Genomic DNA, 18,192 nt, shown 5'->3' on the forward strand with positions numbered 1-18,192 from the left:
GCTACGACGATTGATGGGCGTAACCGCTCAGATCGTAGCTTCTTGATTTAGTTCCATCGAATTACGCAACAAAGCCCTGGTGAAGCGAAGTGGTACGCGATTCCGGTCGCAGCAATCATTGGTATTCCATTGTACATCCGTGCAGAGGCGGTCATTCCACTTAGCGCGGCACTAGTACAAAAAGGTATGGCTCTTGGATCTGTTATGGCGCTTATTATTGGTAGTGCTGGCGCAAGTCTTACAGAAGTAATTTTGTTGAAATCAATTTTTAAGAACCAGATGATTGCTGCCTTCCTAATCGTTATCTTAACGATGGCCATGGGAGCGGGTTACTTATATACCTGGGCTTTTTTATAAAAATAACCCTCGGGCGATTGCTCGAGGGCTCTGTTTTTGTCGCCATATAGGGAAAGGGAAGTTTCCTATACCGCGCAGGCTATAAAAAGATAAAGAGGTTACTCGTAAATACTATAGGAGAAATACTTGCTGGCGATGGTTTTATGCTTACCGCTCTGGATCAATTTTTGTATTCCGCTATCGAGTAATGCTTTTAATTCTTTGTCTTGTTTTCTCACTGCTACGCCAATGCCACGGCCGAACCACTTTTCCTCTGTAAACGCTGGTCCAGTAAAGTGATAGCCTTCACCTTGTGCAGTTTCAAGAAAACCAGCACTTAAACCGATTGAGCCGCCAAATACAGCATCTAACCGTCCATTGAGTAGATCAGTAAATGCCTCATCGAACGTACCATAACGACGAATATCAATATCTGGATACAAGGCCGAAAGGTACTTATCACCAATTGTGGCTCTTTGAACTCCAATAGATAAACGATTTAGGCTGCCGTCATCCATGTTGATTTCTCTATCATTTTTCATTACAAAACGAGTCGGTACTTTTGCATAAGGGACGGTGAAATCGACTTTCTTTTCTCGTTCTTCTGTGATTGTCATTGCAGCAATAATCGCATCGTTCTTGCGACTAAGGAGAGAAGGGATGATGCCATCCCAATCCATTTTTGAGATAACGCACTTTACTTCTAACTCTTTGCATAACGCGTTAGCGAGGTCGACTTCAAACCCTTCTAGCTTTCCCTCTTTTGTCGTCCAGCTAAATGGGGGGTAAGCCCCTTCAACAGTGAAGCGAATTTGTTTCCACTCTTTCGCATGGCTGAAAACTGAAAATAAGCTAATAAACAATACGACTATCCATTTCATAAACGTTTCCTTGTAACTATTTGGAAACCAATGTTTAACACAAAGTAAGCAAATATCAATGAAAGTGCATATATGTGTGACCTTTCGCCCGCATTGTGTGAGCGAAAGGTTTTACGTGTATTACAGCTTATCTTCAATAGTTACGAGGGGAACTCTCGTTGAGACAGCGTGAAGTGCAATGTTGTGAATCATTTCATCGACCGTGGTACAGCTATCCATTAAGATCGAAACATCATACTTGTCCGCAGATTTTGAGATAGCAGTATGTGTCACGCAGTTTTGTGTCATCATTCCGCATACAAGTAACTCCGTTACATTTTTGCTTGCCAATACTTCTTCTAAACGTGTTCCTTCAAAGCTATCTGCGAAGTGCTTTACCACGATTTCGGAATTCGGCGCTAAAGCAAGAACTTCTGGGTGAATATTGGCACCGTCGCTGCCTTCATTGAAGAATGGGGCAATACCCATGGCAGGGTCGGCAATATGCTGAATATGAATCACAGGAATGTTTTGCTCATTGGCTTTAGTTATTGCTCTCTTAACATTGTCTAAAGTCGATTCTGTATTCCATAAAGGAAACTTTCCTTCTGGGAAATAGTCGTTTTGCAAATCAATTACAAGTAGGGCTTTTTGAGTCATTTTCTTTTCCTTTTATTGAGGATCATTGCGGTACGAATAATATAAAGACTTTTAGCTACCTTCTTTAGAGTCTAAAATGACACAAAAGAGTCAAAAAGCGACACTTGAAGATAAATGAAAATAGCACTCGTTAATTACCCAGATAGCTCGCAAGCCTCCGTATATGGTTTAAGCGAACTCTTCGAGATGGCAAACCGTGCGGCGGCTAAATTGGGCGTTGATGTGCACTTTGAAGTAGAGATATTGGATCACTGGTCAAACACGCACTTCGATGTGAAAACAGCGGTAATGATTCCGCCTAGCGGCACTGGTCAATATTACTTAGAACCAGAGCCAGAGCTACTCGACTGGTTAAATGTCCAATATAGTAAAGGTGCGATTTTAGCCTCCGCCTGCGCTGGTACTTTTATTCTTGCTCAAACCCAGTTGTTGACCAATAAGTCTTGTACGACACACTGGGGCTTGGCTCCTTCATTAGCGAGTCAGTTTCCCGATATCCACGTAAGACAAGAAGCCATCCTTATTAACGAAGGAACGATCATTACGGCTGGGGGTATGATGTCATGGGTGGATTTAGGTTTGGAGTTGGTTTCCTTATTTGCGTCACCGGAAGTAATGCGCCTGTTAGGAAAAATGTTGGTTATTGATACTGGTCCGAGAGAGCAACGCTTTTATCAACAGTTTACTCCAAACTTCCAACATGGTGATGAGGTAATTGTTCAAATACAGCACTATATAAACGATCATTATCAAGGAAAACTGAGCAATAAAGAGCTTGCAGAGTTGAGTTGTTTAACAGAAAGGACATTGCAGCGACGCTTTAAAAAGGCGACAGGTTTCAATGTTAACCAATACATACAAAGCTTAAGAGTACAAAAAGCTTGTGATTTACTTGAGTCGACAACCCTAACATTTGACGCAATATCATTTAGAGTGGGTTACCAAGATGTGAGCGCGTTCAGGAAAATATTTAATAGAATCGTAGGTTTAACACCGAAGTCGTTCAGATCTCGGTTCTGTTCATGAACGCCAGAAGTAAGATAATGTTGGTATTAAACATTTATAACTCAGAAGCAAACACCGCATATTTTTACAAGCTGGCTTAGCGTGATGAAAAGGGATAACAAGCTAAGCCAACCGTAGCGCACTCCTAATTACTGAACATTTTGTAGAATGCTTAAAGGGTTCTCAAATTACAATGACTTGTATAGGTCGTTGTTAATCACAAAAGCTATGTGATTTCCAAAACCAGTTTCCCAATATGTTGCTTGCGTGAAAATACTTCTTGCGCTTGACCTATCTGGTTCAAGGGAAATGACTCCGCGACTAAGGGACGAATTGCGTTCTGTTCGATATAGCGAACCAAGTTACCGAATACTTCTGGTGCCAAAACGGTACAACCAAATAACGCTAGGTCTTTAAGGTAAAGAGTTCTTACATCCAGCTCGACAATTGGGCCGCCTATGGCGCCGGAAACAGCGTATCTTGATCCTGGCTTTAGTACCTGAAGAAATTGTGGCCACTGCTCTCCTGCGACCAAATCAATCACTACGTCAACGCTGTTTTCTCCGAGAGTCGCTGTTAAATTTGCATCGCGAGGGATAACTTGGTTTGCTCCTAATGCCGTGATCTGTTCTTTCTTTTCTGGGCTGGCGATAGCAATGACGTATGCTCCACGCGCCTTCGCCAGTTGGATTGCGGCAGAGCCAACACCGCCGGATGCCCCTGAAATCAGTACGGTATCGCTCGCTGTGACATTAGAGCGGACAAGCATGTTCTCGGCAGTTGAATAAGAACAAGGGAAGGAGGCCAAATCGATATCCGATAAACTACTATTCACAGCATATGCATGTTTACTGTCAACAACAGTGAACTGAGCAAAGCCACCATCACATTCTGAACCGAAGTACCAAGGCGAGCTAAGTGCTTGACTGTTGAAGCGCGTAATACATGGTTCGATGAGCACACGCTGACCGATTCGTGATGGGCAGATATTCTCACCAACAGCGACGATGGTACCGCATACATCGGCACCTTGGATTCGAGGGAGAGATAGCGCGTCTCCTGACCAACTTGCATCCATGCTATTGGCGTCATTTTTAGAATACCATGCTGTTCGGGTATTGATGTCGGTGTTATTGACTCCGGCGGCGGCAACTTGGATCAATACATCATCAGGCGAGGGGACTGGCACAGGTATATCATCGCGGTAACGAAGCATATCTGGCCCACCATGACCGATAAGTTGGACGCCTTTCATGACTTTCGGGATTGTGGTCATTGATTGTTCTCCTTCATTAGTTCTAGCAGAGTGTGTTCAGCGGATGCAAAGGCAGCGTGACCGAGAACCGGCCATGCGTTGGATAGACCTTCATGTAACAAGAAGAGTGTGGTTGCGAGGTCTTCTCGCTGACTTAGTTGGACCATAAGCTGACGAACCGCCAATTTGTGTTGTTTTACTGCTTGATTAATAGATAGATTTTCTGGATAGGCTGCTAATGCATTGATGGACATGCAGCCATTCGGTGCAAACTCCTTCATCCAATCCTCGAGGCGAGTGAATAGGTGTAATACAGCCGGTGTTCCATTTGCAGGGGCGTCTTCGAGCAAAAAACTCAAATACCTTTGATGGCGATGCTCGAGAGCTGCAACAATCATCGCTTCCTTGGAGGGGTAGTATTTGTACAGGGTTCTCAGGCTGACTTCGCAGGCGTTTTTGAGTTGGGGTACGCTAGGCTCGGCGAAGCCATACTGACTGAATGCTTTTTCTAGGCTTGCTGCGATTTTTTCTTTCACTATTTGATACACCAGGTAGAACGTTTGTTTTACCTAAGGGTAGAATAAACTTTCTACCTCAGTCAATGGTGTATTTAAACTCTGTATTGAAAGCCCGACGTAATGCCGGGCTAATTTAAGTGATTTTTATAGATTCGGAACGTGAATCAGTGTGCCGTTGCGTGCTGTTCTCCACGCTTGTCTAGCATTCCGCTGAAACGGGTTAGTAGTAGAGCACCTAATACTACGATCGCGCCAATCCAAGGTGTGTGCATCAGCCCAGCATTGGCCACGATAAGGCCACCGCCCCAAGAACCCAGTGCAATACCTACGTTAAATGCAGCAATGTTGAGACCAGAAGCGACGTCGACTGCATCAGGTGAATATTTCTCTGCTAGTTTGACAACATAAACTTGAAGTCCTGGAACGTTACCAAAGGCAAAGGCACCCCAGACAAGAATGGTCACTACTGCAGAAATTGGATTAAATGCTGTGACACTAAACACGAGCAATACCACAATTAGGCCCGAGAAAATCGCTGTCAGAGCTTTGATTGGCCCCATAGAGTCGGCCATCTTTCCGCCCCAGATGTTGCCGAATGCGACTGATACACCATAAACCAACATAATTAGGCTGATAGCGCTAGAGCCAAACCCCGAAACTTCTTCCAAAATAGGAGCCAAGTAAGTGAAGGCTGTGAACGTACCACCGTAACCGAGCGCGGTGATTGCGTACACCAAAAGTAGACGAGGTTGAGTCAAGACTTTTACTTGCGATGACAGCTTGGTTGCTGGTGGTTGTTTCAGATTACTCGGCACTAGCAGAGCGCTTCCTATCAGTGCGATGATTCCAAGGATCGCGACGATTAGGAAGGTTGCCTGCCAACCAAATGTCTGGCCAATCCAGGTGCCAAGTGGCACGCCCGTCACTAGAGCTACGGTCAGACCGGTAAACATAATAGCAATTGCGCTAGCGGCTTTTTCTTTTGACACTAGGCCAGTGGCGATAGTCGAGCCGATCGAAAAGAACACACCGTGTGCAAGCCCGGTCAGTATCCTTGCTGTGACTAGAGTGTTGTATCCAGGTGCTTGCCAGGCTAACAGATTGCCAAGAACAAACAGTGCCATAACAGAAAGCAGAACGTACTTTCTTTTCCAGTTACCAGTCAGCGCTGTTAAAACGGGAGCACCAACCGCGACACCAAGTGCGTACAGGCTAACTAAAAGACCCGCTGAAGGTAATGATACGTTGAGGTCGGAGGCCATAGTCGGTATCAGACCGACAATTACAAACTCCGTGGTTCCAATAGCAAAGGCGCTAAGCGTCAATGCAAGTAAAGCTAAAGGCATAACAACTCTCTCTTATAATCATTGAATATGAATGGATAAACGAATAGCCCGTTTCCATGCCGTGTATTATTAAAGAGTTATTCGTTGCGAAAAATGGTGTTTATTACAAAATACTTTTGCTATAAATGATGGAAATGCGCAATTAAGAAAGGGGATGAAATGTTAACCCGATCAGATGAATTAGAGATTCTTATGGCAGTTGTGGATAGTGGTGGATTTTCTTCCGCTGCTGATGCACTAGGTATTCAAGTCGCTAGGGTATCTCGTGCGGTTAGTAAAGTTGAATCACAGTTGGGGGTAACCTTGCTGAATCGCACGACACGCAGAGTGGAAGTTACTGAGGAAGGGCATCAGTTTGTTGAAGCGGTTCGCTTAGGTTTACTACAAATACAGCAAGCTGAAGAAGAGATCATCACACGAGGTGAATTACCCAAGGGGCGCTTAAGAGTTGATGCCGCTAGCCCATTTGTTTTACATCAACTCGTGCCGTTAATTCAGCCATTTAAAGAGGCTTATCCTGATATTCAACTCGATCTTACCTCTAATGAGGGTTTTGTGGATCTATTGGAAAAAAGAACCGATGTGGCAATACGTATTGGACGATTATCGGATTCAACACTGCATGCTAAACCTTTAGGAACAAGCCCACTATTTATCGTTGCCACGCCTGGTTATTTATCTAAACGAGGTTTCCCTGAAGCGGTGAGCGATTTGCGCAGTCATAACTTGATCGGTTTTTCTGGCGCTAAAGTGTTAAATCAGTGGCCATTACGAGGGTTTGAGATGATAGAGCCTGATATCCTATCCAGCAGTGGTGAAACGGTTAGACAGTTAGTGCTGGCAGGGAACGGCATTGCATGTTTATCTGGCTTTATGATGAAAGATGATCTTGATTCTGGACGGTTAGTGGCATTGTTTGAATCGGAAAAAATCACAAATACTGGACGAGAACAGGTCAATGCTGTCTTCTACAAATCTTCTTCAGTCTCTAAACGTATTTCCGCGTTCATCGACTTTATTCAACCAAGACTTACTTTAAAATAACTCTATTATTGTTGTTTTAACAAAAGATTTTTGTCGTTATTGCAGCTTTTGTTTTTCCAAGTGCCAAGCCTAGCGTGCCACCCCTTAGTAAGGTGGCACATATTTTTATTTGATCTTAGTTAAAGCGTGGCAACACGTACTGAGCGATCTGTTCCATTGATTTCTCAATTGGTTGGCTATTAAGACGGAAATGCAACCCGATGTGATTGACTCCTGCTTCTTGCATTTTTTCTAGCTCATCGCTCAAGCCATTGACTCCGGCCCGGATACCAAAGTGATGCCGAACGACTGGTGCATTTGGGTTATCGACTAAATCAAGATGAATAAAGCTGGCGTAGGGTTTGTTTCCCGCTACGGAGCGCCAAAGTACAACGCGGTGTTCATGATCATCAGGTGTGCCTGGGTAGGCGAGCCAGCCGTCTAGGTTTTCTCCTATCCATTGTGGACTTTGCTGCGCTAACCCTGCGACATAGATAGGAATATCAGCAAACTCGGGTAATAACTGTAGATCGTTACCCAGCTTATCATTTTGCGTATCTTTCAAAATCTCTACACTTTCTCGAAAAGCCGAGCCACGGCTGTCAAAGTTAGCGTTAAAAACGGGATATTCACTAGGACGGTCTCCACTAGCCACACCGAGTATCAGGCGGTCACCACTTAACTCGTTGATGGTCGCAGCGGCTTTTTTCACTAGCCAAGGTTGTCTTAACGGTAATACTATCGCTGCTGTCCCTAGTAGAATGTTGTCGGTGCACGCAGAGAGATAGCCAAGATAACTGAACGGTTCATAAATTTGTGCCGCGTCTCCAAAGTTAGGGTCGTACAACGGGACATCTCTCACCCACGCTACGTTAAAGCCTAACTTATCGGCTAACATAATACGCTGTTTATGTGCACTCATGTCTGGTACGCCGAACGGTTTTCGTTGGAGCAGCCGTTTTTTCTGGCCTTCTTGGGTCCAGTCATTATCTAGGGGGAGCTCAACCCCGATGGTGAATCTGTTACTTAAATCTTTATGCATTATGAAGCCTGACTATTACTGTGAGTACTAGGAGGCAAGGTGCCTCCCTGATATTCAGGACACTATGAGATTTTTGTTGTGAGAAAAAGCGGCAAAAAGACAAAAGTGTTTTGCCACAAACAGCGGTGGTCTTTAAAGGAACTGGTGGTTCTCTACCTTGATTTCTTGCTTGATGAAGTCAATAAAAGAGCTGATCCGGCGTGAGGTACTGGCATTTTTGTAATACACCGCATGAACTGGCTGTTCGACATTATGCGTGTGTTCACTAAGCACGCCCACTAAGCGACCAGCTTGTCGGTCAGAGTAGGTCATAAAGTCAGACAGGCAAGCTATCCCCGCACCATGTAAGGCTAAACATCTTAGCGTCTCGCCATTATCAGATCTTAGGCTACTCATAATACGCAGAAGTTTGTTCTTATCATCCATGATCGGCCATTCCTTAAGATACTCCGGCTTGTTGAATCCAAGTAGCTTGTGATTGAGTAACTGATCTATTGAGGTTGGAGTACCATGTTGTCTTAAATACTCTGGACTCGCGACGATTCGAATCCGACTTTTACCAAGAAATATCGCGCGCATGGTTGAGTTTTGTAGCTCACCGATACGAAAAGCAATATCGGTTTTTGTTCCCAAAAGGCTAATATTTTCCTCATTGGAATTGAGATCGATTTCGACTTCTGGATACAAGCTCTGATATTTAGCAATGTGCGGCGTTAGTACGTGCAGTAAGAAGGGGGTAGCTGCGTTTATTCGTAGGAGGCCAGAAGGCTTATATTTCTGGCTTTTCAGTTGTGCTTCGGCATTCTCTACTGCTTCTACAATATGTCTGACTTTATCGAGGTATATCGTTCCTTCATTAGTAACATCTAACTTACGGGTTGTGCGATTTAACAAGGTCGTTTCGAGTTTGGCTTCTAGCCGAGATACCGATCGACTCACCGCCGAGACGGTCATCGATAACAGTTCAGCCGCAGAGCTGATTGAACCCGTATCGACCACGGCCATAAAGGTGCGCATTTCATCTAGAGTAGCTTTCATTGTTGAATATATTTCAAATTAGATTTGAGTATTGTTAACTTTACGGAAAGTTTCTTGCGGCGTAAAGTTTTGCTTCGAATCAACTATAAAATCGATAATTCAGGAGATTTAGATGAAAGTACCATCATTTGGCGTCGGCACGTTTCGTTTAGAGGGTGAAGTAGTTAAGGATTCAGTCCGTAATGCGTTAGAAGTGGGTTACCGCGTAATTGATACTGCACAGATTTACGGTAATGAGGCAGAAATCGGTGAAGTATTGACACAGTCCGGTATTGCACGTGATAAGCTATTCATTACGACCAAGATCTGGGTTGATAACATGAACACGGAACAACTCATTCCAAGTCTAAAAGAGAGCTTAGAAAAGCTAAATACAGATTATGTGGATTTGACCTTGATCCACTGGCCTGGCAATAACAATAACTTGAACGAATACATGGCTTCATTACTTGAAGCTAAATCGCAAGGGTTAACCCGTAATATTGGCGTATCCAACTTTAATATTGACTTGTTGCAACAAGCGATAGAAGTGGTCGGTAAAGAGAATATTGTTACTAACCAAATCGAGCTTAGCCCTTATTTGCAAAATCGTAAGTTGGTCAGCTTCATGCAGGAAAACGATATTCAGGTAACGTCTTACATGACCTTGGCATATGGGAAAGTACTTGGGGACCCAACTATTGCAGGTATTGCTGAGGACTATCAGGCCACGCCAGCTCAAGTCGCGCTTGCTTGGGCTTTGTCAAAAGGTTACGCGGTGATCCCGTCTTCAACTAAACGAGAGAATTTGGCAAGTAACCTGAAAGCACTTGAACTTAATCTGGGTGAAGAGACGATTGCAAAGATAGATGCGTTGGAAAGAAATGGCCGCGAAGTAAACCCTGAAGGGCTAGCGCCTGAGTGGGATGATTGAGTGAGTTTCACGGGAAATCATTGTCTAAATGACACCTCTGCAATCGCTGACTTCCTCAGCGTTTGACGGTAGTACAACACCATAGACGATAACGGCTCGCTTGTCTGACGATAGTGCGAGCTTTTATCTTTTTGGCCTATTAGTTTACTGTATTCTCCCGGCCTTCAATTTGGCCGGGAGACGTCATTTAGAGAACAGTTACCATTCGATTGTAGAGCCATCAAATACGCGGAAGCTTCCGGATTGCTCAAGTGTTAGCTGTTCTGCGACCGAAACAATACCAGCAACACTTTCCTCGGCAGAAAAGGTTGCGTCCTCACCGCCCATATCGGTTTTTACCCAGCCGGGATGAACTGCGACAGTTTTTACTCCTCGCGATTCGAGATTGCGTGCTGCTGATACTAGAACCTGATTAAGCGCTGCTTTAGATGCTCGATAACTGTACATGTTACCTGAACTGTTATCGCTTAAACTCGCAACTCGGGTTGAGATTCCCACGATGGTTTTGTGCTGACTTTTCGCAACGTTGTCTTGTAGTGCTTGAATTAGCAGGGCAGGTGCGACGGTATTTATGTTTAGTACTTCTAGCCATTTTTTCTGGGTCATTTCGCCAAGCGTTGCACACTCTTCGCCTAATACACCTGCATTCAGAATTAAATGATCGAGCGGACGATCCGCTAATCGAGTGGCTAACTGATCGATATCTTGTTGGTTAGTGACGTCTAGAGCCATCAGTTGAAGTTGATTAGATTGGGTTACTAGTTCATTGAGCTGCTTAGCATTTTCTGGTGAACGACAAGTTGCGATAACTTGCCAACCTTTTCCAAGGTAGTGGCGGACAAATTGCAAGCCTAAGCCACGGTTAGCGCCAGTGATTAATACAGTAGACATCGCTTCTCCTACGTTGTTGAGTTGAACAACGACCATATTAGAGGCGACGTATAAGCATGTAATCAAAACAGTATAAAAATGGCCTAGAATTCGACATTGTCAAATCTTAAAGTTTGAGAAAGATGCTGGCAAAGTGTTTTAGCCTAGTGACCGTCAGTTCGGAGGCAGCACCGCTGACACCTGCAACAGCAACGACCTTACCATCCAAGTAAAGGGGGATCGCTAAGCAATTGAGGTTTGGCTCTGCCTCTTCTAAATCGAGTGCGTAACCTGATAATACAACCTGATTAAGTTCAGTTTCTAACGTGGGGGATATTTGGCTTTCAAGGCGCAATGTTCGGCGAAGCTCATCATCAAAACTAAGAAAAACCTTGCCGATCGCAGATGTTGTGAGTCCTTCTCGTTTCCCTCTCGGGCTACGGATAGTAAGAGGGTTATCCTGCTCTATAGCATCGATATACAAGTACTCTTTAGCGCCACTTTGTACAGCGAGGTAAGCAGTGTTGTTAGTCATTTGGGCCATTTTTTTCAGCAATGGAACAAAATGTTGTCGGATAGCTTCGTTTTTTTGTTCAATCGGCTTAGACAGTTCATAGCATCTAAACCCTAGGCTGTAGCTATGGTTGTGTTTGGATACATATCCAAGAGAGTGTAGAGTCGCAAGTAACCCGTGAACAGTCGTCTTATTTAACTGGATCGCATTACTGATCGTCTGTAATGATAGGGGAGACTCACTCATCGAGAGCAACTCGAGGATTAGAAAACCTCGCTCTAGAGACTGAATGTTTTTTCTTGCCTTGGGCACAAAGACTCCTTGATGATGGTGTTGCATCTGAATGGCTTACTGATGCTTCCACCTATAACAAACCACTACGCTGGTGGTTTGGTTTTATTAGAGAATATACTCAGCACTTAAACTGATCGGCTCGTTGTATGCGTCCACAAGGGAGTTTTTTCCTTGCTTCTTAGCATTGTATAACGCTTGGTCTAATATCGAATAGAGCTCATCAAAGTTGGTGAGTGGCATTGAGGTTGATAGATAGGCCAGACTCGCAGATATATTCAATTGATGGTCATTAAGCGAATGTACACTCTTTTCTGAAATTGTTTTATGCAGACTTTGTATTCTAAAGGGAACGTCAATCTCATCGACGTTTTTCAATAGCAAGATAAACTCTTCTCCACCTAAACGACCCAAGTAATCTCCCTTATTAAGTTTAGCTTTAAGCGCTTTGCATACCTGTTGTAGTACTAAGTCGCCAGTCGGATGACCGTACTGATCATTAATCGCCTTAAAGTCATCTAGATCGATTAATGCTAGAACGTAGCGGAAGTCTCCTTCCGCTTTGGAGGTTTGGCTTTTAATCGTCTCTATAATTGCCGCTCTGTTTAATGCACACGTTAAGCTGTCTATTTTGGCTTTTAAGCGTGTTTGTCGCTGAACCATCAATGCCAGAGCGAGGAGAATCAATAAACAGAAAACAACAAAATTATAAGTGCGTTGTTGGTCTGTGAGTTTTTCAAACTGGTACTGACTTAGAAGAGTTTCGTTGTTCAACTGCGCGACTTGTAGATCATATTCATACTCTTTTTTAGAGAGTTCTAGTGCCTCTAACGCCTTGATATTACTCGCGTCTCGGTTCGTTAGTTCAATCGTCGAGTAGGCCTTGTGATGCTCCAGTGCCTTTTTGTAATCATTTTGAGCTTGGTATGCTTTTGAGAGGAGTAATTGGGCTTGCGCTTGCAATAAGGGCCTAGCGTTTTTTACCGCTAATCTTAACGCAATTGTACCGTGTTCAATCGATTTTTCGGGTGTATGGTTCTTTAAATATGCCAATCCAGCAGCCAAATGACCCTCTGTTTCAAGGTGCGTATTCTCATAAGTTTGGGCAATGTTTAATGCTCTTCCAATGTAATCTACCGCGGTATCCAATTGCCCAGAATCGGCCAAAGCAGCAGATAACCCTAAATAGGTCAACCCTTGCCCGTATGGATAATGAAGTTGTTCGAGAATCGTTAATGCATTTTTGTAGTGGCTGATGGACTTATCGAGTTCTTTGGATTTTCTGTACATCGCTCCTAGACTATGTTCGACTTGCGCAACTTCAAGAGGTGTCCCTTCATCTTGGCGAACCAGTAAGGCTTGAATGAGATATTGCTCTGATTGTTCAAATTGCCCCAGCTCTGCAAGTAAATTGCCGACGTCATTGTAAATCCCTGAAGGATCGCTTTGCGTCGACATGTTGGCCATCAACTGTCGATACAAACTTAAGGCTTTTTCATAGTCACCGCGGTAATTGTAGTTATTTGCTACCACGCGCAAAGCGAGATCAACAGGGAAGTTTTCTTGATGCTTATGATTTAAGTGGCTCTCTAAGGATGAGCAATAAAAGTTTGCTTTGTGATAACGACCTTGTTGATTCAGCGTATAACAAAGTTGATAGTTCATCAGAGCCTTGCCTTCGGAATCGGATATTTTCTTCATTGTCTGTCGCAAAGAAGAAAAGCTATCTACTGAGGCCTCGTAACTACCATGCTTACGTTCCTTTAAGGCAAGAATATATTCTGATTCTAATTGAGAAAAATGGTTGTCTAAGACTTGACTGCTGCCGTAGTAAGGCTGATTTATGTTTGACATATATTCATAAATCAATCCACTTACGTAGAGCTTTTCGCTGTCCGATTTCGCTGTATGGTAGCGATCTTGAAGCATGCTCAATGCCGACTCAGGGTTGCTTCGTAGTGTGGTTTGGTAGACAGAGTGCCACTGTGTGATATTTTGGTTTGGTTCAATATCTTGAGTGTCGCTTGCATATACTGGAGTGAGCAAAAGTGACGCAAGCAAGGGATAGAGCACGCGCATGTTTAAACGAGCCTTTAATTTAAGGTGCCTTTAAAGTTGAGTTATCATAGCGCTTTTAACGCATCAGCGTTGTGATTAAGTTGGGTGTACTAAGAAAAAGAGTAGTGAAACTATGCACTTGGTCGAGATATTGAAAGAAGAGGCATAAAAAGAAAGACCTCAACATAAAGTTGAGGTCAGAAATCTTTAATCAATGTAAAGCTTTGCTAGATCTTGAGGCTCCATTTCTTTGCCTTCTAACTGATCGTTCCAGTTAGTTCCAACAAGAACCCCATCTTCAGCAAGAGTCAAAAGCCAATCTTCAACAAAGATATCTAATGGGATTTCTAGTACAGTAAAATCTGCCCATTCTTCAACATTATGTGCTTCTGCATCTTCTTTAGAAGACCAGAAAGGCATGACTTCGCTGTTTTCGAATTCAGTTGAATCGCAAGATAGCCAACCTTCTTCATTGCGTAAACCCCAAACCAATTGGTTTTCTTTCGTTTCTGCAACAAAAAGGTCAAGGTTCGCTTGGATATCTGATGTAAGTTTGCTCATTTCAAAACTCTCGTTGTTATGACGTGGCTAGAGTAACACTAAAGTGCCGATTCCTAAAGCATAATACGGTTGTCGAAATGAGTAAAAATAAAGGAGCCGAAGCTCCTTTTCTGAGGTTAAGTATTCACTCGTTTTTGTTTGCTTTGTGCTTGCAGAGCAAACAAAAACAGGTACTTTACCTTTCTGGAAGAGTTGTGAATATTGTCCACTCTCTTTTTATCTCGCCTTTGTAACCAACGACTGATGCGGTTACTCGACGATTTAAAGCATGGCTGACTTCATCGGTCCCTTGCTGTGCTAAGTGAGTGTCACCAAAACCAACAATGCGGACTCTACTCGGTTCGATGTCGTAGCTTAGTAGGGCTTCACGGACATTGCGTGCTCGTCTTTCAGAAAGATCTTGGTTATGCTTTGAACCACCAACTTTACTAGCATAGCCGTGCAGCTCTATCGAAGTAGTAGGGTACTCTTTTAAAAAGTCGGAAAGCTCTCGGACTTGTCTTCTGAAGACTGGATTGATCTCATCAGAGTCGTTAGCAAAAAGTATCCGCACTTGCATGTTATCTGATGCTTTAATGTATTCTCCACAACCGTCGTTGTCGACCTCTGAGCCTTCAGGTGTACCTGGGCACATATCTCGAGCATTGATGACACCATCGTTATCGTCATCTTGCAAATCTGCTATTTGTTCTGCATTTGGTACAGGACGATACTCATATTCGTCTTCAGCAACAACGTGTTGAGTGGTGGCGAGCATACCCAATGCAAATAGAATCTTCACTGGTTTCATGATCAGTACTCCACCTTTTCATTCCATTCTGTAGGTACATCGACACGCAAGGCATTTAACAATTGGCCAGTCGCGTTCATAACGCGGTACTTGGCGTACTGCTCTGAGTATCGAGCATCCAAGTAGTTCTTTCTCGCTTCGAAAAGTTCGTTTTCAGTATTTAACAAGTCCAGCAGAGTGCGTTTTCCAATGCGATACTGCTTTTCGTAGGCGATGACAGTTTCAGAGGCCGAATCTACGTGATCCGCTAGGAACTCTTTTTGTTGAAGTGTTAAATCTAACGCACTCCAAGATAGACGAAGACCTTCTTCTACTTGGCGGTATGCACGTTCTCTTAGGTCTTTTGCTTTATTTAGTTGGTAGGCAAAGCTTTCAGCGTTGGCTACGTCACTACCACCGTTAAAGAGGTTGTAACGCATACGTAACATTGCTGTTGTCTCTTCGCTGCTTCCTTCGATACCGCTTGCATCATCACGCCATGTTTGAGCCGCTTCTACCGATATCGTTGGGTAGTAAGTTCCCTTAGATTGCTTGTATTGGAACTTTGCAGAGTCCACATCAGCTACCGAAATTTTGATGACTGGATGTGACTCGAATGCCAAGTCAATCGCTTCATCGATGGTGTAGGGAATAAAGTTTTGGTCCGCTCTTGGGAAAATCAATCCTTGTGGTGACTGTCCGACAAGGCGTGTAAAGGTGGTGTGGCTGTCATATAAGTTGTTCTGAGCTGCCACCAAGTTACCATGAGCCTTTGCTAAACGAGCCTCTACCTGGGTTAGGTCTGCTGTAGAACCGATACCTGAGTTAACTCGCTTTTTAATGTCTTCATAGATCTTCTTATGCACTTTCAAGTTATTCTCGGAAAGTGTCAGAATTTCATAAGCTTTTACTGAGTCTAAATAAACTTTCGCGACCTCTAGAGCGGTGTCTTGGGCATCAGCTAGAAGTTGATAACGGACCGATTCAGCATCAGCTGCTGTTCGATCCATATCATTAAGTGTCGCTGAGCCATCCCATATTAGCTGGGTTAGTGTCACGGTGGCTTCTTTTCTTGTCAGATCGGTTGAATCTCGCCCTGACTCTGCAGGTTTGATTCCTTCGTAACCGATACCGGCATCTAAGTCTACGGATGGGAGGTAAGCACCACCAGATGCTTCATTCACATACTGCTTGCTAACGAATTCATTGAACGCACTTTTGATGTCAGGATTGGTTTTTAATGTGTTTTCAACCGCTTGCTCTAGCGTTTGCCCAAAAGCATGACTAGCGGTGAACATACCAATACAAAAGGCGTTGGCACGAGTCCACTTCACTGTGATTCTCCTAGATAATGGTAAAAATTCTCGAGGTGATAGGGCTTATAAGTGGAATACTTATAAGGGCGTCAATAATTTAGCGCACAATAACATTAATATGCGATGAAGTAACCTGTTGATTCGCTGTTCATTTGTTTCAATTTTGATAAATCAACCTACTAAATCTGCCTGAAACTTGAATTAAGATCTCAAATTAAAGATGAAGGTAATAGCTAGGAACGTGTGTCCAGATTTTAATAAAATAAAACACTTATGCATCTGGATTCTTATTGATGTATGACACATAATTACTTTATTGAGCATCAAATTGCTGTTATTGCACTATATATTCGGGCAATATATAGCAAATTAGTATTGTTAGTCAAAAACTTGACAGCTATTTAGGGTTAAGGTTTATATGGATCGTACAGCATTAGTGCCACTCGGTAATCAAGTCGTCGTAATAGGTTTGGATGGGCAGCTGAGAGTCCTTGCAGAAGGACAGCAGCCTCTACCAGGTGAAGTGATAGTGGCAATGACAGATGCTGCGCCTCAAGACCTGAAAATTCAGCTTGCTCAAGAGCAAGGTTTAAAAGATATTTCAGACGATGTAGCACAGATTATTAGTGCTATTAAGCAAGGTCAAGACCCTTCTGCTATTGATGAAGAACTCGCACCTGCAGCGGGTGAAAATAGTGGCTCCAGTTTGCAAAATAGTGCCACGATTGTACGAGATGGTACTGAAGTGCTAGCCTCAACAAACTTTGAAACTATTGGCTTAGAATCCCTCGGCTTATCTGAAACTCAAGCGTTGACCTTAAATGACTTCTTCACAACAGGTATCGAGACAAGTGGGGATGGCTCAAGTAAGCCACTTACTAATTCTCCAGTGACATTAAGCGCTGTTGAGGAAGATAGCGATCCAATCACGATAACTACTGAAGAATTACTATCGAACGTCAATATTGATGATGCCGATACTCTTGTCATTACAAACGTCACTATTGAGAGTGGGAATGGCACCTTAATTGATAACAGCGATGGATCTTGGACTTACATTCCAGAGGCTGACGATGACACTGAAGTGTCATTCTCCTATGACATTATTGATAACGATGGCGGTGTTATTAATGGCACTGCTAACTTAGATATTACGCCTGTTAATGACGCGCCAATAGCAACTAATGATGCGATTCAAACTGACGAGGATTCCCAGGTTGTAATTGATGTGCTCGCTAACGACAGTGATATTGAAGGTGATGATTTAATCATTACCTCTGCTTCTGTACCAGAAGAGCAAGGTATCGTTGAGATTATCGATGGTAAGCTTGTTTTCACTCCGGCTGAAAATTTCAACGGTAATGCAACGATTAGCTACACCATCTCAGATGGTGAGTTAGAGGATGAAGCTCAAGTTTCGGTAACAGTAAACTCAGTTAACGATGCGCCTATTGCCTCTAATGATACAACAATTACAGAGGAAGATAGCTCAGTAACGATTGATGTCCTGCCAAACGACACCGATATTGATGGCGATACGCTGTCTATCCAATCAGCGTCTGTACCTGAAGCACAAGGTAAGGTTGAAATTGTTGACGGCAAGTTGGTGTTCACACCGGCTGAGAACTTCCATGGTGATGCTGAAATCACTTACACCGTCACCGATGGTGCGCTGACTGACCAAGCGACGGTCAACGTCACCGTGAATGCGGTGAACGACACGCCAGAGGTTGAAAGTAGCATTGCAGACCAAACCTTGGCAGAAGACTTTACGCCATACAGCATCGATCTGAATACGGCCTTCAGCGATGTGGACA

17 protein-coding genes and 1 pseudogene are annotated in these 18,192 nt (G+C 43.5%); 5 read left to right on the forward strand and 13 right to left on the reverse strand.

Translation table 11 applies throughout. The features are described from left to right. Positions 1 to 69: 69 nt before the first annotated feature. Positions 70 to 357 (forward strand): annotated as a pseudogene (locus tag R7E78_RS22790) (permease); the annotation flags it as partial. Positions 358 to 455: 98 nt separating this feature from the next. Here R7E78_RS22790 and R7E78_RS22795 read toward each other — a convergent pair. Then, positions 456 to 1,217, reverse strand: a complete 762-nt coding sequence (locus tag R7E78_RS22795; protein ID WP_005388903.1) for a transporter substrate-binding domain-containing protein — start codon at positions 1,215 to 1,217, stop codon at positions 456 to 458. A 120-nt stretch (positions 1,218 to 1,337) separates the two neighbouring features. Next, on the reverse strand, positions 1,338 to 1,856 hold the full coding sequence (locus tag R7E78_RS22800) for a cysteine hydrolase family protein (protein ID WP_005377333.1): 519 nt from the start codon (positions 1,854 to 1,856) through the stop codon (positions 1,338 to 1,340). A 114-nt stretch (positions 1,857 to 1,970) separates the two neighbouring features. Here R7E78_RS22800 and R7E78_RS22805 point away from each other — a divergent pair, with 114 nt between their 5' ends. Then, complete coding sequence (locus R7E78_RS22805; RefSeq protein ID WP_115386010.1) at positions 1,971 to 2,882, forward strand: GlxA family transcriptional regulator; 912 nt, start codon at positions 1,971 to 1,973, stop codon at positions 2,880 to 2,882. Between the two features lie 205 nt (positions 2,883 to 3,087). Here R7E78_RS22805 and R7E78_RS22810 read toward each other — a convergent pair whose 3' ends face one another. The 3 genes from R7E78_RS22810 to R7E78_RS22820 form a co-directional block, all read right to left on the reverse strand. Continuing rightward, the gene (locus tag R7E78_RS22810) at positions 3,088 to 4,137 is read right to left on the reverse strand and encodes an alcohol dehydrogenase family protein (RefSeq protein ID WP_182039736.1); all 1,050 of its coding nucleotides are present in this window, start codon (positions 4,135 to 4,137) and stop codon (positions 3,088 to 3,090) included. Continuing rightward, positions 4,134 to 4,655 carry a TetR/AcrR family transcriptional regulator gene (locus R7E78_RS22815; protein WP_031777252.1) on the reverse strand — a complete coding sequence of 174 codons (522 nt, stop codon included), beginning with the start codon at positions 4,653 to 4,655 and terminating at the stop codon, positions 4,134 to 4,136. Before R7E78_RS22815 ends, R7E78_RS22810 begins: the two co-directional genes overlap by 4 nt. A 143-nt stretch (positions 4,656 to 4,798) precedes the next feature. Continuing rightward, positions 4,799 to 5,980, reverse strand: a complete 1,182-nt coding sequence (locus R7E78_RS22820; protein WP_017635963.1) for an MFS transporter — start codon at positions 5,978 to 5,980, stop codon at positions 4,799 to 4,801. A 159-nt stretch (positions 5,981 to 6,139) separates the two neighbouring features. On the opposite strand from R7E78_RS22820, the gene R7E78_RS22825 reads away from it, so the two are divergent. After that, a complete protein-coding gene (locus R7E78_RS22825; protein WP_318058266.1) occupies positions 6,140 to 7,024 on the forward strand; it encodes a LysR family transcriptional regulator in 885 nt (294 codons plus the stop codon). 115 nt (positions 7,025 to 7,139) lie between these two features. Here R7E78_RS22825 and R7E78_RS22830 read toward each other — a convergent pair whose 3' ends face one another. Beyond that, entirely contained in the window at positions 7,140 to 8,045 is a 906-nt protein-coding gene (locus R7E78_RS22830; protein ID WP_318058267.1) for a TIGR03571 family LLM class oxidoreductase, read from the reverse strand. A gap of 132 nt (positions 8,046 to 8,177) precedes the next feature. Continuing rightward, positions 8,178 to 9,083 (reverse strand): LysR family transcriptional regulator, encoded by a 906-nt coding sequence (locus tag R7E78_RS22835; RefSeq protein ID WP_005377343.1) that lies wholly within the window; start codon positions 9,081 to 9,083, stop codon positions 8,178 to 8,180. Between the two features lie 112 nt (positions 9,084 to 9,195). Here R7E78_RS22835 and dkgB point away from each other — a divergent pair, with 112 nt between their 5' ends. Next, positions 9,196 to 9,996 (forward strand): 2,5-didehydrogluconate reductase DkgB, encoded by an 801-nt coding sequence (dkgB, locus tag R7E78_RS22840; RefSeq protein WP_318058268.1) that lies wholly within the window; start codon positions 9,196 to 9,198, stop codon positions 9,994 to 9,996. A gap of 198 nt (positions 9,997 to 10,194) precedes the next feature. Here dkgB and R7E78_RS22845 read toward each other — a convergent pair whose 3' ends face one another. The 6 genes from R7E78_RS22845 to R7E78_RS22870 all read right to left on the reverse strand — a co-directional run bounded on the left by R7E78_RS22845 (position 10,195) and on the right by R7E78_RS22870 (position 16,393). Further along, positions 10,195 to 10,887 carry an SDR family oxidoreductase gene (locus R7E78_RS22845; RefSeq protein WP_033906133.1) on the reverse strand — a complete coding sequence of 231 codons (693 nt, stop codon included), beginning with the start codon at positions 10,885 to 10,887 and terminating at the stop codon, positions 10,195 to 10,197. Between the two features lie 106 nt (positions 10,888 to 10,993). Next, a complete protein-coding gene (locus R7E78_RS22850) occupies positions 10,994 to 11,692 on the reverse strand; it encodes an IclR family transcriptional regulator (RefSeq protein ID WP_017635969.1) in 699 nt (232 codons plus the stop codon). Between the two features lie 87 nt (positions 11,693 to 11,779). Beyond that, the gene (locus R7E78_RS22855) at positions 11,780 to 13,750 is read right to left on the reverse strand and encodes a tetratricopeptide repeat-containing diguanylate cyclase (protein WP_318058269.1); all 1,971 of its coding nucleotides are present in this window, start codon (positions 13,748 to 13,750) and stop codon (positions 11,780 to 11,782) included. A gap of 186 nt (positions 13,751 to 13,936) precedes the next feature. Further along, entirely contained in the window at positions 13,937 to 14,290 is a 354-nt protein-coding gene (locus R7E78_RS22860; RefSeq protein ID WP_005377352.1) for a DUF2750 domain-containing protein, read from the reverse strand. 175 nt (positions 14,291 to 14,465) lie between these two features. Further along, positions 14,466 to 15,080: an OmpA family protein gene (locus R7E78_RS22865; protein WP_318058270.1), complete on the reverse strand. Its 615-nt coding sequence runs from the start codon at positions 15,078 to 15,080 to the stop codon at positions 14,466 to 14,468. 2 nt (positions 15,081 to 15,082) lie between these two features. Continuing rightward, complete coding sequence (locus tag R7E78_RS22870; protein ID WP_017635971.1) at positions 15,083 to 16,393, reverse strand: TolC family outer membrane protein; 1,311 nt, start codon at positions 16,391 to 16,393, stop codon at positions 15,083 to 15,085. Positions 16,394 to 16,793: 400 nt separating this feature from the next. Between R7E78_RS22870 and R7E78_RS22875 the strand changes: the two genes are divergently transcribed. Next, on the forward strand, positions 16,794 to 18,192 hold a 1,399-nt coding region (locus tag R7E78_RS22875), incomplete at its 3' end, for a cadherin-like domain-containing protein (RefSeq protein ID WP_318058271.1).

It is taken from the genome of Vibrio sp. YT-19(2023) (genome assembly GCF_033337395.1).

Coding starts and splice junctions, on each gene's coding strand:
- R7E78_RS22795 (WP_005388903.1), bottom strand. CDS start 1,217: ATGAAATGGATAGTCGTATTGTTTATTAGCTTATTTTCAGTTTTCAGC.
- R7E78_RS22800 (WP_005377333.1), bottom strand. CDS start 1,856: ATGACTCAAAAAGCCCTACTTGTAATTGATTTGCAAAACGACTATTTC.
- R7E78_RS22805 (WP_115386010.1), top strand. CDS start 1,971: ATGAAAATAGCACTCGTTAATTACCCAGATAGCTCGCAAGCCTCCGTA.
- R7E78_RS22810 (WP_182039736.1), bottom strand. CDS start 4,137: ATGACCACAATCCCGAAAGTCATGAAAGGCGTCCAACTTATCGGTCAT.
- R7E78_RS22820 (WP_017635963.1), bottom strand. CDS start 5,980: ATGCCTTTAGCTTTACTTGCATTGACGCTTAGCGCCTTTGCTATTGGA.
- R7E78_RS22825 (WP_318058266.1), top strand. CDS start 6,140: ATGTTAACCCGATCAGATGAATTAGAGATTCTTATGGCAGTTGTGGAT.
- R7E78_RS22830 (WP_318058267.1), bottom strand. CDS start 8,045: ATGCATAAAGATTTAAGTAACAGATTCACCATCGGGGTTGAGCTCCCC.
- R7E78_RS22835 (WP_005377343.1), bottom strand. CDS start 9,083: ATGAAAGCTACTCTAGATGAAATGCGCACCTTTATGGCCGTGGTCGAT.
- dkgB (WP_318058268.1), top strand. CDS start 9,196: ATGAAAGTACCATCATTTGGCGTCGGCACGTTTCGTTTAGAGGGTGAA.
- R7E78_RS22845 (WP_033906133.1), bottom strand. CDS start 10,887: ATGTCTACTGTATTAATCACTGGCGCTAACCGTGGCTTAGGCTTGCAA.
- R7E78_RS22855 (WP_318058269.1), bottom strand. CDS start 13,750: ATGCGCGTGCTCTATCCCTTGCTTGCGTCACTTTTGCTCACTCCAGTA.
- R7E78_RS22860 (WP_005377352.1), bottom strand. CDS start 14,290: ATGAGCAAACTTACATCAGATATCCAAGCGAACCTTGACCTTTTTGTT.
- R7E78_RS22865 (WP_318058270.1), bottom strand. CDS start 15,080: ATGAAACCAGTGAAGATTCTATTTGCATTGGGTATGCTCGCCACCACT.